This window comes from Streptomyces sp. NPDC057002 (genome assembly GCF_042673825.1).
In the GTDB taxonomy this organism is placed as follows: domain Bacteria; phylum Actinomycetota; class Actinomycetes; order Streptomycetales; family Streptomycetaceae; genus Streptomyces.
This window is the reverse complement of record NZ_JBHURZ010000013.1, coordinates 105,923-121,216: the sequence shown is the minus strand read 5'-3', so window position 1 is coordinate 121,216 and position 15,294 is coordinate 105,923. Positions and strand designations below refer to the sequence as shown.

The 15,294-nt window shown below is 73.1% G+C and carries 17 protein-coding genes; 7 read left to right on the top strand and 10 right to left on the bottom strand.

Going from position 1 to position 15,294, the window contains the following annotated elements; all coding sequences use genetic code 11:
- Positions 1-119 precede the first annotated feature (119 nt).
- Genes ACFT32_RS42320 through ACFT32_RS42300 form a run of 5 tightly spaced genes read left to right on the top strand, consistent with a single transcriptional unit; the run spans position 120 to position 5,144 of the window.
- Positions 120-1,667: a sodium:solute symporter gene (locus tag ACFT32_RS42320; protein WP_382499837.1), complete on the top strand. Its 1,548-nt coding sequence runs from the start codon at positions 120-122 to the stop codon at positions 1,665-1,667.
- Entirely contained in the window at positions 1,664-2,254 is a 591-nt protein-coding gene (locus tag ACFT32_RS42315; protein ID WP_382499835.1) for a sigma-70 family RNA polymerase sigma factor, read from the top strand. The genes ACFT32_RS42320 and ACFT32_RS42315 overlap by 4 nt, the downstream gene beginning before the upstream one ends.
- Positions 2,251-2,565 carry a hypothetical protein gene (locus ACFT32_RS42310; protein ID WP_382499834.1) on the top strand — a complete coding sequence of 105 codons (315 nt, stop codon included), beginning with the start codon at positions 2,251-2,253 and terminating at the stop codon, positions 2,563-2,565. Before ACFT32_RS42315 ends, ACFT32_RS42310 begins: the two co-directional genes overlap by 4 nt.
- Before the next feature lie 33 nt (positions 2,566-2,598).
- Entirely contained in the window at positions 2,599-4,383 is a 1,785-nt protein-coding gene (locus ACFT32_RS42305; protein ID WP_382499832.1) for a glycoside hydrolase family 15 protein, read from the top strand.
- Positions 4,384-4,388: 5 nt separating this feature from the next.
- Positions 4,389-5,144, top strand: coding sequence for an SDR family oxidoreductase (locus ACFT32_RS42300; RefSeq protein ID WP_382499830.1), 756 nt, complete (start codon positions 4,389-4,391; stop codon positions 5,142-5,144).
- An 18-nt stretch (positions 5,145-5,162) separates the two neighbouring features.
- Here the strand turns inward: ACFT32_RS42300 and amaP are convergent, their stop codons facing one another.
- The 5 genes from amaP to ACFT32_RS42275 are packed head-to-tail and all read right to left on the bottom strand — an operon-like array spanning position 5,163 to position 7,545.
- On the bottom strand, positions 5,163-5,750 hold the full coding sequence (amaP, locus tag ACFT32_RS42295) for an alkaline shock response membrane anchor protein AmaP (protein ID WP_382499828.1): 588 nt from the start codon (positions 5,748-5,750) through the stop codon (positions 5,163-5,165).
- Positions 5,747-6,463: a DUF6286 domain-containing protein gene (locus tag ACFT32_RS42290; RefSeq protein ID WP_382499826.1), complete on the bottom strand. Its 717-nt coding sequence runs from the start codon at positions 6,461-6,463 to the stop codon at positions 5,747-5,749. Before ACFT32_RS42290 ends, amaP begins: the two co-directional genes overlap by 4 nt.
- A complete protein-coding gene (locus ACFT32_RS42285) occupies positions 6,460-6,843 on the bottom strand; it encodes an Asp23/Gls24 family envelope stress response protein (RefSeq protein ID WP_382499824.1) in 384 nt (127 codons plus the stop codon). Before ACFT32_RS42285 ends, ACFT32_RS42290 begins: the two co-directional genes overlap by 4 nt.
- Positions 6,840-7,025, bottom strand: a complete 186-nt coding sequence (locus ACFT32_RS42280) for a hypothetical protein (RefSeq protein WP_382499823.1) — start codon at positions 7,023-7,025, stop codon at positions 6,840-6,842. The genes ACFT32_RS42285 and ACFT32_RS42280 overlap by 4 nt, the downstream gene beginning before the upstream one ends.
- A 46-nt stretch (positions 7,026-7,071) precedes the next feature.
- The gene (locus ACFT32_RS42275; RefSeq protein WP_382499821.1) at positions 7,072-7,545 is read right to left on the bottom strand and encodes an Asp23/Gls24 family envelope stress response protein; all 474 of its coding nucleotides are present in this window, start codon (positions 7,543-7,545) and stop codon (positions 7,072-7,074) included.
- An 87-nt stretch (positions 7,546-7,632) separates the two neighbouring features.
- On the opposite strand from ACFT32_RS42275, the gene ACFT32_RS42270 reads away from it, so the two are divergent.
- Positions 7,633-8,346 (top strand): nucleopolyhedrovirus P10 family protein, encoded by a 714-nt coding sequence (locus ACFT32_RS42270; RefSeq protein WP_382499819.1) that lies wholly within the window; start codon positions 7,633-7,635, stop codon positions 8,344-8,346.
- A 30-nt stretch (positions 8,347-8,376) separates the two neighbouring features.
- On the opposite strand, the gene ACFT32_RS42265 is transcribed toward ACFT32_RS42270, so the two are convergent.
- The 3 genes from ACFT32_RS42265 to ACFT32_RS42255 form a co-directional block, all read right to left on the bottom strand.
- The gene (locus ACFT32_RS42265; RefSeq protein ID WP_382499817.1) at positions 8,377-9,180 is read right to left on the bottom strand and encodes an enoyl-CoA hydratase/isomerase family protein; all 804 of its coding nucleotides are present in this window, start codon (positions 9,178-9,180) and stop codon (positions 8,377-8,379) included.
- 106 nt (positions 9,181-9,286) lie between these two features.
- Positions 9,287-9,505, bottom strand: a complete 219-nt coding sequence (locus tag ACFT32_RS42260) for a helix-turn-helix domain-containing protein (protein ID WP_010037790.1) — start codon at positions 9,503-9,505, stop codon at positions 9,287-9,289.
- 352 nt (positions 9,506-9,857) lie between these two features.
- A complete protein-coding gene (locus ACFT32_RS42255; protein WP_382499816.1) occupies positions 9,858-11,456 on the bottom strand; it encodes an ABC-F family ATP-binding cassette domain-containing protein in 1,599 nt (532 codons plus the stop codon).
- A 157-nt stretch (positions 11,457-11,613) separates the two neighbouring features.
- On the opposite strand from ACFT32_RS42255, the gene ACFT32_RS42250 reads away from it, so the two are divergent.
- Positions 11,614-12,027: a VOC family protein gene (locus ACFT32_RS42250; RefSeq protein WP_382499814.1), complete on the top strand. Its 414-nt coding sequence runs from the start codon at positions 11,614-11,616 to the stop codon at positions 12,025-12,027.
- Here the strand turns inward: ACFT32_RS42250 and ACFT32_RS42245 are convergent.
- Together ACFT32_RS42245 and ACFT32_RS42240 are read right to left on the bottom strand one after the other, a co-directional pair.
- Positions 12,024-13,424 carry a hypothetical protein gene (locus ACFT32_RS42245; RefSeq protein WP_382499812.1) on the bottom strand — a complete coding sequence of 467 codons (1,401 nt, stop codon included), beginning with the start codon at positions 13,422-13,424 and terminating at the stop codon, positions 12,024-12,026. The genes ACFT32_RS42250 and ACFT32_RS42245 overlap by 4 nt on opposite strands.
- Positions 13,425-13,627: 203 nt before the next feature.
- On the bottom strand, positions 13,628-14,755 hold the full coding sequence (locus ACFT32_RS42240) for an alpha/beta hydrolase (RefSeq protein ID WP_382499810.1): 1,128 nt from the start codon (positions 14,753-14,755) through the stop codon (positions 13,628-13,630).
- Positions 14,756-15,294 lie beyond the last annotated feature (539 nt).

Genomic DNA, 15,294 nt, shown 5'->3' with positions numbered 1-15,294 from the left:
CCCGCCGGAACCGGATGACACGGCGTTCCCGGAAGATTTCCCGCCGGTTTCCTGTCCTCCGGACGGGCCGTCCGCGCAACTCTCGCGCAAGGGCACAGGCACACCAAGGACGGTGACCCATGGCTGACGGCGCCATGACCGCGACGTTTCTCGCCGTGATCGGCGGGGCGTCGCTGCTCGCGGTCACCGCGCGGCGGCTGCGTCCGGTGGACCGGCTGCCCTCCCTGGAGGGCTGGGCGCTGGCCGACCGTAGCCTCGGCCCCGGCTGGACCTGGCTGCTGCTCGGCGGCACGATCTTCACCGCGTACACCTTCACCGCCGTGCCCGGTCTCGCTTACGGCAACGGCGCGCCCGCCTTCTTCGCGGTGCCGTACACGGTGATCGTCTGCCCGCTCGCCTTCGTGCTGCTGAGCCGGCTGTGGAGCGTGGCCCGCCGGCACGGCTACGTCACCGCCGCCGATTTCGTCCGGGGCCGGTACGGGTCGCCGCCGCTGGCCCTGGTGGTCGCGCTGACCGGGATCCTCGCGACGATGCCGTACCTGGCGCTGCAACTGATCGGCATCCGGGCGGTGCTGACGGCCGGGGGCGTCCATCCGCGGGGTGTGGCCGGGGACCTGGTGCTGGTGGCGCTGTTCGCCGGGCTCGCGGTGGCCACGTACCGGCACGGGCTGCGCGCTCCCACGGTCATCTCGGCGCTGAAGGCGGTGGCCGTGTTCGGCTCGCTGACCGCCGTGACCTGGCTGGTCCTCGAACGGTTCGGCGGCCCCGGCCCGGTCTTCGACGGCGCCGCGGCACGGCTGGGCGACCAGGCGCTGCTCCTGTCCCCCGCCCAGCAGCCCGCCTACGCCACCCTCGCCCTCGGCTCCGCCCTCGCCCTGCTGATGTACCCGCATGTGCTCACCGCCGGTTTCGCCGCCGACGGGCCGCGCACCCTGCGCAAGGTGTCGGTGGCGCTGCCGGCCTGGACCGGGCTGCTCGCGCTGTTCGGGTTCCTCGGCTTCGCCGCCCTCGCGGCGGGGGTGCGAGCGCCGCGCGGCGGTGCCGAGGCGGCCGTGCCGATGCTGGTCGACCGGCTGATGCCGGCGCCGCTGGCCGGGCTGGTGTTCGCCGCGATCGCCGTGGGGGCGCTCGTCCCGGCCGCGGTGATGTCGATCGCCGCCGCGACGAGCTTCGTCCGCAACGTCTACGTCGAGTACGTCCAGCCGACGGCCACGCCCAAGCGTCAGGTGCGCATCGCCAAGGCGGTGTCGGTCACCGCGAAGGTGGGCGCCGTGGCGTTCGTGTTCGGGCTGCGCGACCAGGACGCCATCAACCTCCAGTTGCTCGGCGGCGTATGGATCCTGCAGATCTTCCCGGCCGTCGCCGTCGGGCTGTTCACCGGGCGGCTGCATCCGCGGGCGCTGCTCGCCGGGTGGGCCGTGGGCATGGCGTCGGGGACGTACCTAGTGGTGCGCGAGGGGTTCTCCTCGATCGTGCCGCTCGGCACCGGCGCGGGGCCGCTGGAGATCTACGCCGGGCTCGCGGCCCTGCTGCTCAATCTGGCCGTCGCGGTGGCCGGCACCGCGATGCTGACCCGCCTGGGCGTCCCGCGCGGCGCCGACTCGACCGACCTGCCGTCCCGCCTGACCGTCCGGCGACGCCCGGAGACCGGAGCGAACAACCCGTGAGACGCAGACAGCACTCCCCCGTCGCGGCGCCGCCCGTGCCACCGCCCGCCACCGTGCCCCTGCCCCCGGCGGCCGCCGACCCGGCCGACCTGGAGCGGGAGGCCGGCGTGGCCCGCCTCTTCGAGCTGCACTACTCCTCGATGCTGCGGCTCGCCGTCCTGCTGGGCGCCGACGACCCGGAGAACGTGGTGGCCGAGGCGTACTACCAGATCTACCGCAAGTGGCGGCGGCTGCGGGACGCGGCCGCGGCGGAGGCCTATCTGCGGTCCACGGTCTGCAATCTGACGCGGATGCGGATACGCCACCTCCAGGTCGCCCGCCGGCACGAGGAGAACCCGCCGAGCACGCCGGACGAGACGGTCGCCTCCGCCGAGCACGCCGCGCTGCTGCGCGACGACCAGCGCGTGCTCATCGACGCGCTCCAGCAGTTGCCGCCCCGTCAGCGCGAGGCACTGGTGCTGCGGCACTGGCTCGGTCTGAAGGAGAGCGAGATAGCCGCCGCGATGGGTATCTCCGGCGGTTCCGTCAAGACGCACACGGCACGCGGCATCGCCGCCCTGACCCAGGTGATGGAGGCCCGGCGATGAAGGACACGAGCCCGGACCGGACCGGCCACGGGGAAGGCCGCACCGAGCGCGAGCTGCGCGAGGCACTCGAGGCGCTGGCCGGCGGGGTGCTCCCCGACCCCGACGCGTACCGCACGGCACGGGGCGAGTGGCTGCGGCGCGAACGCCGGCGGCGGCTCGTGCTCGCCGTGCTGATCGCGGTCGTCTTCACCCTGGCCACGCTGATCGGCCTGTGGGTGCTGAACCAGGCACCGTCGGATCCCGGCGTCATCTTCGACGGCACCGGCTCCCCCGCCGCCGAGGGCCTGTCACTCACCCGGCTCCACCCCTGATTGCAGGCCCGACTTGCCGGGAACCCGCACTCCGTGCATACCGGTATCGAGGACTACGCGCTCGTCGGTGACGAACAGACCGCGGCCCTGGTCGGCATGGACGGCTCCGTCGACTGGCTGTGCCTGCCCCGCTTCGACTCGGCCGCCTGCTTCGCCAAGCTGCTCGGCGACGAGGACAACGGCTACTGGCGCATCGCCCCCGTGGGGGTGGACCGGTGCACCCGGCGCGCCTACCGCCGCGACACCCTCGTCCTGGACACCGAGTGGGAGACCGAGCAGGGGGCGGTCCGTGTCACCGACCTGATGCCCCAGCGCGACCAGGCCCCCGACCTCGTACGGATCGTCGAGGGCCTGGAGGGCGAGGTGACGCTCCACAGCGTCCTCAAGCTGCGCTTCGACTACGGCTCGATCATTCCGTGGATGCGCCGGGCCGACGGCCACCGGGTCGCCGTGGCCGGCCCGGACTCCACCTGGCTGCGCAGCGAGCCCGAGGTGCGCAGCTGGGGCGAGGACTTCGGAACGCACGCGGAGTTCACGGTCGCCAAGGGCGAGAAGGTCGCGTTCGTCATGACCTGGCACCCCTCCCACGAGTCGCGCCCGCCGCTCGTCGACCCGTTCGACGCGCTGCGTCACAGCGTCGAGGACTGGCGGGCCTGGGTGTCGCGCTGCCGCTACCAGGGGCCGTACCGGGACGCCGTCGTCCGCTCCCTGATCACCCTCAAGGCGCTCACCTACGCCCCGACCGGCGGCATCGTCGCCGCCCTCACCACCTCACTGCCCGAGGAGCCGGGCGGGGTGCGCAACTGGGACTACCGCTACTGCTGGCTGCGCGACTCCACCCTCACCCTGGGCGCGCTGCTGGCGGCGGGCTACCAGGAGGAGGCCGAGGCCTGGCGGAACTGGCTGCTGCGCGCGGTCGCCGGCGACCCGGCCGATCTGCAGATCATGTACGGCCTGGCGGGCGAGCGGCGGCTGCCCGAGTCCGAGCTGCCGTGGCTGTCCGGCTTCGCCGGGTCCGCGCCCGTCCGTATCGGGAACGACGCCGTGAACCAGCTCCAGCTGGACGTCTACGGCGAGGTCATGGACTCGCTGTCGCTGGCCCGCGAGTCGGGCCTGTCGGCCCAACCGGACGTGTGGGCGCTGCAGACGGCCCTGATGGACTTTCTGCGGACCCACTGGCGCCAGCCCGACGAGGGGCTGTGGGAGGTGCGCGGCGGCCGGCGCCAGTTCGTGCACTCGAAGGTGATGGTGTGGGTGGCCGCCGACCGTGCCGTACGCACCCTGGAACGCCATCCGGAGCTGGACGGCGACCTGGAGGGCTGGCGCGCGCTGCGCGACGAGGTGCACCGCGAGGTGTGCGAGCGTGGCTACGACCCCGGACGCAACACCTTCACGCAGTCCTACGGTTCACGCGAACTGGACGCCGCGCTGCTGCTCATCCCGCGCGTCGGTTTCCTGCCGCCCGACGACCCGCGGGTGATCGGCACCATCGACGCGATCCGCGCGGAGCTGGACCACCACGGGCTCCTGCTCCGCTACACGACCGACGACGCGGACGTGGACGGACTGCCCGGCTCCGAGGGCACCTTCGTGGTGTGCTCGTTCTGGCTCGCGGACGCCCTGTTCATGACCGGCCGCACGAAGGAGGCCCGCGCACTGTTCGAGCGGCTGGTGGGTCTCGCCAACGACGTCGGCCTGCTGTCCGAGGAGTTCGACCCGGTGACCGGCCGGCAGCTCGGCAACTTCCCGCAGGCGTTCAGCCACATCGGCCTCGTGAACACCGCCCTCGCCCTGTTCGGCGCGGAGGGGGCAGGATAGGAACCATGGATCTTGGACTGAAGGACCGGGTGTACGTCGTCACCGGGGCCACTCGAGGCCTCGGCAACGCTTCCGCGCGCGAGCTGGTCGCGGACGGGGCGAAGGTGGTCGTCTCGGGCAGGGACGAGAAGAGCGTCGCCGAGACGGCGGACGCGCTGGGCCCGAACGCGGTCGGGGTGGCCGTCGACAACGCCGATCCCGAGGCGGCGGCCCGGCTGATCGGGGCCGCGCGGGAGAACTTCGGGCGCTTCAACGGTGTCCTGATCAGCGTGGGCGGCCCGCCGGCCGGGTTCGTCGCCGACAACACGGACGAGCAGTGGCAGGCGGCTTTCGAGTCGGTGTTCCTCGGTGCCGTACGGCTGGCTCGCGCCGCGGCCTCCGAGCTGGAGGCCGGGGGTGTCATCGGGTTCGTGCTGTCCGGGTCGGTGTACGAGCCGATTCCGGGACTGACCATCTCGAACGGGCTGCGGCCCGGGCTCGCGGGGTTCGCCAAGTCGTTGTCGGAGGAGCTGGGGCCGCGGGGGATCCGGGTGATCGGGGTGCTGCCCGGGCGTATCGACACGGACCGCGTGCGCCAGCTGGACGGGTTGTCGGCGGATCCCGAGGCGACCAGGGCGGCTTCGGAGTCGCGCATTCCGTTGCGGCGGTACGGGGCGCCCGAGGAGTTCGGGCGGGTGGCCGCGTTCCTGATGTCGCCGGCGGCGTCCTATCTGACCGGGGTCATGGTTCCTGTGGACGGCGGAGCGCGGCACGGGTTCTGAGACCTGACCAAGCCGTACTCAACTCACCCTCTCCGCACGGTGCTTGACACCCCGCAGCCTCACCTCCGCCGGGAGTGCGGCAAGGCCCGCCGACGTCCTGGCGTGGGCCAGGGGGCCGGTCGTCAGGTCGTGCAGAGCCGTTCCCGGGTCCACGTGCGGTTCCAGCGCGAGCCGTACGCGGGCCTCGGGGGCGGTACGGCGGCCGGTCAGGCGGGCGTCGGCGCGGTCCACGCCGTCGGCCCGTTCCGCCTCCTGGGCGAGGGCGCTCTCCAGGGCCCGGCCGCGCAGCAGCGCGCCGTCACCGTCGCCGGTGTCGACGAGGACCTCGGCGAGGCGGCGCCGGCGGAGCACCGCGACGAACCACCACAGGGCGAGCAGCAGAACAACGGCGAGTACGGCGATGACGGTCGGCCACCACCAGCCGTCCTCCCGCCAGCGCGTGCGTTCCGCGTCGCTCAGCAGAACGTCGTGCCGGCTGTCGTGGATCCACCACGACGGTGCCGGGGCGCCGAGGCCGACGGCCAGTACCGAGCCGCCCAGCACCAGCAGGACGAGGCCCACGAGCCCGATGATCACGCGGTTGACGATCCGGAGCACCGCCGTCACCCCTTCCGGCCGGGCCGCCGCACGCGCACCGACACCGCGGGCGGCCGGGACAGCCCCAGTCCGCGGACCGCGTCGGGTAGCACGGCGTCCAGTTCGGTTCGTACGTCGTCCAGTTCACGGAAATGCGACGCGGCGCGGACCCTCGCCCGGGTCCGGCGCACCCGGACGTCCACGGACTGCACGCCGGACACCTCCATGGCCCGGTCCCGCAGCGCGGACGCGGCGGCGTCGCGGTGCAGTCCGGCGTGTACGTCGGCGTGCGCGCGCCTCATCGGGAGCACGGCCCGCAGGCCGGGCGTGGCGGCAAGGACGAGCAGCCAGAGCCCGAGGGCGGCGGCCACCCCGGCCCCGACGAGCACCCAGATGTCGTCCAGGGGCCGTTCGGCGAGCTGCCGGGCGAGTTCCCGGCGCCAGCTCATGACGGGCCGGTCGGCGCGCACGGACGCGATGTCGTACAGGAACAGTCCGGCGAGGCCAAGGAGCAGCAGCGCGACGATGCCGGCGGGGACGCGGCGCGCCGACCAGAAGCGGCCTTCGCTTCCGCCCTCGCCGTCGGGTGCGGGCGGCGGTCCGTCGGCTTCCGCCGGCGCGGCCCGGTCGGGTCCGTCGCCGGTCTCCGACGTGTCGACGACCGGCAGGCGCTGGGTGGTGCCCTCCTCGGACTCGGGCGGTTCGGTCGGCTCGGCCGGACCGGTGCCCCGGGGTTCGCTCATCGCGTCCTCCCCTGTGCCGCGCCGGGCCCGGCGACCAGGTGCAGCCGCTCCACCTGGACGACGACCTCCGGCACGTCCATGCCCGCCAGGGTGCCCACCCGCTCGACGACTTGGTGACGCACCTGGCGGCAACGGTCGCCGACGTCGCAGGGGTAGTCGAGTTCGATGTGCACCCGGACGTGGGCGGCCTCGTGGTGGACGACCACGCTGGCGGAGGGCCGGCCGGCGTCGGGCGGCAGTGTCCCGACGGCCTCGCGGGCCGCCTGCGAGGCGATCTTCGCGACCACCCGGTCGGCGATCCGGGTCGCGCCGCGCTCACCCGGCGGGACGGCCGTCATGGGTCTGTCGAGCTCACCGGCCCCCGCGCTCACGGTCGTCACCGCCGCCGTTCGTGACGTGGACGGAAGAAGTCGCCGAAGTCCATGTCCCCGTCCAGGAACCGGCCGACGACGAAGCCGACGGCGCCCAGCGCCGCCACCAGCAGGAAGGCGCCGAAACCGCCGAAGTATCCGGCGAATGCCAACGCCATGCCGGCGATCATGCCGACCACGGCCATGCTCATGCGCTCCTCAGCTCCTCAGCCGCTGTGTTGTCCGGTGGCCCGTGCCTCACTGGATCCGCCGTTCCGGTTCCTCTTCCTCCTCGTCCGGCAGCTTCACATCGCTCACCGCGATGTTGACCTCGACGACCTCGAGGCCGGTCATCCGCTCGACGGCGGTGATGACGTTCTCCCGTACATCCCGGGCGACATCGGCGATCGACACGCCGTAGTCGACGACGATCTCCAGGTCGAGGGCGGCCTGTACCTCGCCGACCTCCGCCTTCACCCCGCGTGTCACGGACTTGGCGCCACCGGGTACGCGGTCGCGCACGGCTCCGAAGGTGCGTGAGATGCCGCTGCCCATGGCGTGCACGCCGTCCACGTCGCGTGCGGCGAGCCCGGCGATCTTCTCCACCACGCCGTCCGCGATCGTCGTACGCCCCCGGGAGCCCGGGTCTCCCCCGGCACGCTTGGCCAGCGGACTCCTGCGCGCCGCCGACGTCTCGGACTCCCCGCCCCGGTTCTCGGTCATGTCAGTCATCACCGCACGTCCTTTTCGGTTGTCGTCCTTCGACCACCGTAAGCACGGTTGCGTGGTAGCGCGCCTCTGATGCGGCAGGCTGGAGGAATGACGGGTGACCGGTGGACGCAGACAGTGAGACATCAGCTGGGCCTCGGCAGGCTCCTGCCGCTGGGTGATGCGCGGGACGGCGCATGGATCGCCGAGCAGGCGGCTGAGGCGGTGCTGCGGCGCGCGGCTCAGGACGCTCCGGGCGTACGCCTCGACGCGCTCCGTGTCGCGCTCGCCGACCCGGCGGACACCCGGGAGCCCGCCGTACCGGCCCCGCCGAGTGCGCAGCCGCCCGGACCGCTGCGGGTGACGGCGGAGTTCGCGGCCACGGCCTCGCAGCCGCTGCCGGCGACGGCGTCCCAGCTGCGGGCGACGCTGGCGACCGCCGCGACGCAGGGGCTGGGTCTGGCGGTGTCGGAGGTGGACCTGCGCGTGACGGGGCTGCTGGACGAGGAGCCGGAACCCGGGCCCGCCGTACGTCTCCCCGAACCTCCTCGGGCCGCGCGGCCCGAGGGCGGTGACGAGGGCCGCGTCGCGACCGCCGCGCTCGAGGTCCCGGGCGTGCTCCACCTCACCGCCGCGCTGGGCCACCCGGTGCACATCGAGGAACTCCCGGGCGAGGCCGCGCTGCCGCACCGTCATGTCCGGCTGGAACTCGCGGTGGGCGCGGACCACCAGGCCCGTGAGGTGGCCCGCGCGGTCCGCACGGCGGTGCGCAGGACACTGCCGGACCACCCGACGGTGGCGGTCCTGGTGAGCGGGATCGGCTGAGGGATCCCTGCTGGGCCGGGAGGTTCCGCCTCAGTCCCCGATGCCCGCGAGGTCCCGCAGCCGGCGGGCCTGAGCCTGGCGTTCCGCGCCGCGCTGGGCCTCGTACGTGCGGTCCTGAGCGCCGCGCAGCAGCGCCTTGGTCTCGACGACGGCGTCGCGGGGCGCGGCGAGCACGGCCGAGACGAGGTCGCGGACCGTGTCGTCGAGCTGGCCGGCGGGCACGGCCACATTGGCCAGGCCGGTGTGCACGGCCTCCTCGGCCGTGACGAAGCGCCCCGTCACGCAGATCTCCAGCGCGCGGGCGTATCCCACGAGGCCCACCAGCGGATGCGTGCCCGTCAGATCGGGCACGAGTCCGAGGCTGGTCTCGCGCATGGCGAACTGCACGTCGTCGGCAACGACGCGCAGGTCGCAGGCGAGGGCGAGCTGGAAGCCCGCCCCGATGGCATGCCCCTGGACGGCGGCGATGGAGACGATGTCGCTGCGCCGCCACCAGGCGAACGCCTCCTGGTACTCGGCGATGGTCGCGTCCAGCTCGGCGTCGTCACCACGCGCGAGGTCGATGAACGACGGTTCCCCGTCGAAGCCCTCGGGCGTGAACGCCTGCCGGTCGAGGCCGGCCGAGAAGGACTTTCCCTCGGCCCGCAGCACCACGACACGGACGGAGCCCGGCAGCTGCCGACCGGCCTCGGTCAGCGCCCGCCACAGAGCGGGGCTCTGCGCGTTGCGCTTGACCGGGTTGGTCAGCGTCACCGTGGCGACCGCGTCGTCGACGGTGAGCCGTACGCCGTCCTTGTCGAGTACGGGAACGAGGTCCTTGTCGGGCGAAGCCATGGACGCCTCCGATGTGTGCGGTCAGCTAAGTGACTGCACAGTAACCACCCGGTCGATCAGCCGACCGACCGGGTGGCCACCATCGAAGCCGAGGGGCCACCCGGGGTCAGGCCGTGGCCTTTTTGCCCCGGGTCGCCCCGCCACGCCCTCGCAGCGTGACGCCCGACTCACTGAGCATGCGGTGCACAAAGCCATACGAGCGGCCGGTCTCCTCGGCCAACGCCCGGATGCTCGCACCGGCGTCGTACTTCTTCTTCAGGTCTGCCGCGAGCTTGTCGCGCGCGGCGCCGGTCACCCGGCTGCCCTTCTTCAGAGTCTCGGCCACCCGTGCCTCCTCATGGGAAGTGCGCTCTGGTCTCCTCATGATCACCCCTCCGGGCCTTGATGGCCACCCATTCGGCAAGGTCCGTGAGACAAGGTTGTGACGACGGGAGCACATCCCCACATCCGGAATACGGAATTCCGAAGAGCGGCGTCCGTACGGCCGAACGGATTGTCCCGGGAAATGCCAGGTCAGAAAGGCGTCACGGCCGAGCCCGGAAGAATCGTGGGCTCGGCCGCGAAATCGATGTAGGACACACCTCGGTACGAGGAGATCTCACACAGATGATGGATCACCGCTAGGCCGAATGATCCATACGCCGTTGATCACGTATTCGATCAAGCGGCACTGACGCTCAGGCCAGGGCGACGAGGTCCGCGTAGTCGGCGCCCCACAGGTCCTCGACGCCGTCCGGCAGCAGGATGATCCGCTCCGGCTGGAGCGCCTCGACCGCGCCCTCGTCGTGCGTGACGAGGACGACAGCGCCCTTGTACGTGCGCAGCGCGCCGAGGATCTCCTCGCGGCTGGCCGGGTCGAGGTTGTTGGTCGGCTCGTCGAGGAGCAGGACGTTCGCCGAGGACACGACCAGGGTGGCGAGCGCCAGACGGGTCTTCTCGCCGCCGGAGAGGACCCCGGCCGGCTTGTCGACGTCGTCGCCGGAGAACAGGAACGAGCCGAGCGTCTTGCGGACCTCCACCAGATCCAGGTCGGGGGCGGCCGAGCGCATGTTCTCCAGGACCGTGCGCTCCGGGTCGAGGGTCTCGTGCTCCTGCGCGTAGTAGCCCAGCTTGAGGCCGTGGCCCTCGATGACCTCGCCGGTGTCGGGCTTCTCGGCCCCGCCGAGCAGCCGGAGCAGGGTCGTCTTGCCCGCGCCGTTGAGGCCGAGGATGACGACGCGCGAGCCCTTGTCGATGGCCAGGTCGACGTCGGTGAAGATCTCCAGCGATCCGTAGGACTTCGACAGGCCCTCGGCCATGAGCGGGGTCTTGCCGCACGGCGAGGGCTCGGGGAAGCGCAGTTTGGCGACCTTGTCGGACTTCCGCTCCGCCTCCAGGCCGGCCAGCAGCTTGTCCGCCCGGCGGGCCATGTTCTGCGCGGCGACGGTCTTGGTGGCCTTGGCCCGCATCTTGTCGGCCTGCGAATGGAGCGCGGAGGCCTTCTTCTCGGCGTTCTGCCGTTCGCGCTTGCGGCGCTTCTCGTCGGCCTCGCGCTGCTGCTGGTAGAGCTTCCAGCCCATGTTGTAGACATCGATCTGGGAGCGGTTGGCGTCCAGGTAGAACACCTTGTTCACGACCGTCTCGACCAGCTCGACGTCGTGGGAGATCACGATGAAGCCGCCGCGGTAGGTCTTCAGGTAGTCGCGCAGCCAGATGATCGAGTCGGCGTCGAGGTGGTTGGTCGGCTCGTCGAGCAGCAGGGTGTCCGCGTCGGAGAACAGGATGCGGGCCAGCTCGATACGGCGGCGCTGACCGCCGGAGAGCGTGTGCAGGGGCTGGCCGAGCACACGGTCGGGCAGATTGAGCGCGGCGGCGATGGTGGCGGCCTCGGCCTCGGCGGCGTACCCGCCCTTGGTGAGGAACTCCGTCTCCTGGCGCTCGTACTGCTTGAGCGCCTTCTCGCGGGTGCCGCCCTTGCCGTTGGCGATGCGCTCCTCGTTCTCGCGCATCTTGCGGATCAGTATGTCCAGGCCGCGCGCGGAGAGGATGCGGTCGCGGGCGAGGACGTCGAGGTCGCCGGTGCGGGGGTCCTGCGGGAGGTAGCCGACCTCGCCGGAGCGGGTGATGGTGCCGCCGGCGGGGATGCCGTCGCCGGCGAGGCACTTGGTCAGGGTGGTCTTCCCTGCGCCGTTGCGGCCGACCAGGCCGATGCGGTCGCCCTTGGCGACTCGGAAGGTGGCGTTTTCGATGAGGACGCGGGCACCGGCGCGCAGCTCGATACCGGAGGCGGAGATCACGGACAGACTCCAGGGCGGATACGGGGGCGGGATGGACGGCTGAGGACGTTCCCGCCGTCTAATGCGCGAGGAGAATGGCCATGGGGGACAGTCTAACGGGGACGTGCAAGCACTTTTTGACTGAGTCAGGCAGCGGGACAAAGAGGAAGTGATCGCCATGGCAGGCTCGTCCGGCGGACGTCCGAGCATTTACCCGACGCTGCTGTACACGGACGCGAAAGCGGCGATCCGGCAGCTCACGGAGGCCTTCGGCTTCACGGAGCTCTCGGTGTACGAGGGCGAGGACGGCTCGGTGATGCACGCCGAGCTGACGCAGGGCAACGGCGCGGTGATGGTCGGCAGCAAGGGCCGCGGCGGCCTGTTCGACGCGGCCATGAAGGAGGCGGGCACCACGGGGGTGTACGTGGTGGTGGACGACGTGGACGCACACCACCGCCGCGCCGTGGACCACGGCGTGGAGATCCTGATGCCCCCGACGGACCAGGACTACGGCTCGCGGGACTACATGGCCCGGGACCTCGAGGGCAATGTGTGGAGCTTCGGGACGTACACGCCCGAGATAACCCTCTAGCTGCCGCCGGTGTGCACCTGGAACGCGGCCCGGCGTACGGCCTTGGCCAGGGCCGGGTCGGGGTGGGCCGCGGCGAGGGCGACCAGGACCTGCACGGTGCGCGGGTGCCCGACGGCGCGTACCTCGTCCAGGAGCATCGGGATGGTGGGCTGGATCGCCGATTCCAGGTGCCGGACGAGCAGCGGGGCCTCACCGTGGTCGGCGACGGCGGCCGCGGTGTCCACCCACAGCCAGGTCGCCTCCTGACGGGTGAGGACCTCGTGGGCGTCCTCCGGGTCGGCGCCGTCGTGCTCGGCCAGCCACAGCAGGGCGTACGGCCTGAGCGTCGGCTCGGCGACCACGCCGCGGACGTCGGGCTCGGCGGGAGCGCCGACCACGCGCAGCGCCTCGAAGGCGAGGCCGCGCAGCAGGGCGTCCTCGCCGCGGGCGGCGCCGAGGAGTTCGGTGACGGCGCTGCCGACGGGGCGGGCGGCGAGCCAGGCGCGGTACTCGGCGCGGGCCGCGTTCGGGCGCAGCTGGGCGCAGCCGCGGAGCATGTCCTCGGCCGCCTGCTCGATGTTCCCGGCGGGGCTCTGCGCGGCGACGCAGATCTGCTCCAGCTTGACCCAGACGGCCCAGCTGCCGAGCGGGGTGAGCGTGGCCTGGCCGTCGCCGTAGGTGAGGGCGCCGACGGAGGCCAGGGCGCGCAGGGCCCAGTCGAGGAGGGGGGCGAGCGGGGCGTCGGTGGGCTCCGGCTCGGCCACCGGCTCGGGCCGGGGGCCGTAGGGGATCTCGCAGCGTGCGGTGCGCAGCTCGGTGACGCGCTGCTCCAGGAGGTCGAGGAGCTGCTCCACGGGGACGGGGCCGGCGGACAGCTGGAGGAAGGAGAGCGCCTGCGGCATGGCCGAGACGACCTCGGCGACGGCGGCGGCCTCGCGGTCCCCGGGCTCCGGATGGGCGAGCGACCAGGCGTCGAAGAGGGCGACCCAGCCGCGCAGGACGGCGCTGTCGTCGCGGTCCCAGGCGCGCAGCCGCCAGCCGGGGCGGGCGCTGTCGCCGTGCACCTCGACGAGGCCGGCGAGGCGGGCGGTGTCCCAGTCTCCTCTGACCTGAGCCGGGGTCAGGCCCAGGTCGCGGGCGGCCCGTTCGGCGGTCGCGTCGGAGAGGGTGGCCTTGCCGTCGGCGGTGGCGCTGTCCCCGCCGGGGCCGAGCGCGGCGTCGGCCCAGCGGGCGACGCGGGCCGCGGCGGCCAGACCTGAGCGCGCCATTCTGGCCAGCTCCGCCGGTGCCGGGGTGCCCTCCGGGGGGCGCGGTGCGGGTCGGCGCGAGCGCCGCTGGTTCATCGCTCTGGGGGCGGCGGCCAGGGGTCGCGGGCGGACGAGTCGAAGCCTGGAGTCGCGCGGGATACGGGACGTCACGGGTGCAGTCTTCCGGTTGACGGTCCGAAAACCCAAACGGAATGTCACGGCGGGCGACGGGGATGGCCAACGCACCGGGCCCGGCGAGCGGCCGAGGGCCGGAAACAAGCCAGTGGTACGACGCTAAACGGAATCATCGCGACCGGTCGGTGCGGAGCGGGGCGGGACATGGTCGCGACGGGGCGCGGGGGCGAGTGGCGGGGTCACATGAGTGGCGTCAGGAAGCGTCGCAGCGCCTCCTCGTAGGCCTGCGGGTCGGCGTTCCACATCGCTCCGTGGGGCGCGTTGCCGACGGTGTAGAGGGCGACCATGTCGGGGCGCGCGTCGGCGAGGTGGCGGGAGAACCGCCAGGGAGCCACCGTGTCGTCCGGGCCGTGGAAGACGAGCGCCGGGATGTGGAGCCCGTCGAACGGGGCCGGGCCAGCGACGCCGTCGTCGTACAGGCCGGTGCGGCCCTGGGCGGCGCGGACCGCGAGGGGCAGCAGCGCGCCCGGGGTGCGGCGGGCCGCGGCGAGGGCGCGCAGGGTGGTCTGCCAGCTGAGCACCGGGGAGTCCAGGACCAGCCCCGAGACGCGGTCGCGCAGTCCCGAGTGCGCGGCGGCGCGCAGGGCCATGGTGGCGCCGGTGGACCAGCCGTGCAGGACGACCTGCCGGGCGCCGTGGCGCACGGCGTAGCGGATCGCCGCGTCGAGGTCGCGCCACTCGGTCTCGCCGAGGTGGTTCAGTCCGTCGGGCCGGCGGGGTGCGCCCAGGTCGCCGCGGTACGCGAGGGCGAGCACCGGGAAGCGGTTGCGGTGCAGGAACTCCATGACGTTCATGGCCAGTTCCCGTGTGGTGCCCAGGCCGTGCACGGCGATCACCCAGGTGTCCCGGGCGCCGGGCACGAACCAGGCGGGCAGGGCGCCGAGTTCGCCGGGGATGTCGACGTCGGCGTGTTCGAGGCCGAGGGCGGCGCTCGGGTTGCCGACGTACACGTTCGCGGTGAGCCAGGCCTTGTCTCCGGCCTTCAGGGTGCCGTGCGTGACGCTCTCCAGGCGGCGTACGACGGTGTCGGCGGTGTGCGGGGCGGTGTCCAGCACGGGACCGACCACCGCGTGGGAGCCGTCCCCGGAGAGGCCGTAGCGGCCGGGCCGCAGGGCGGCCAGGTCCCGGGTGAGGGTGATCTGGCCCGCGTCGGTGCCGTGCACGGTGAGCCGGGGTTCGGTGGGCAGCGGCCTGCCGGGGGGCGCCTTGAGCGCGGCGTCGCTGGCGACCCGGCCGGCGGCCACGGCGGCTGCCCCGGCTCCGATCACGGCGGTGGCGGCAGCGGCCGCCGCTCTGACAGTGCGCACGGCTCCAGTCTCCCGGCGGACCGGGCGAGGGACCAGTGGGCGGGGGCGGTGGGGTGATGTGCGCCGGAGCGGGGGTGATCGGCCGGGTGACGAGCGCCGGGGCGCGGGTGATCGGCGGGGCGGCGGTTTCCGGTGGGCGGGCCCGGACAGCCGACGGAGCGATGGCCGCGCCCGCGGGGCGGGATGCCGGTGGCCGGTGGCCGGTGGAGCCGACAGCCGCCGCGGGGCGGAATGCCGGCGGCCGGCGATGGCGCCCGCGCCTGCGCGGCGAGATTCAGGTGGCCGGCAGAACGACGGCCGCGCCCGCAGGGCAAGACGCCGACAGCCCACGGAGCCGTGGCCGCGCCCATCAGGGCGGAATGCCGACGGCCGGCGGTGGTGCCCGCACCTGCGCGGCGAGATTCAGGTGGCCGGCAGAACGACGGCCGCGCCCGCAGGGCAAGACGCCGACAGCCCACGGAGCCGTGGCCGCGCCCATCAGGGCGGAATGCCGACGGCCGGCGGTGGTGCCCGCACCTGCGGGGCGAGATTCAGGTGGC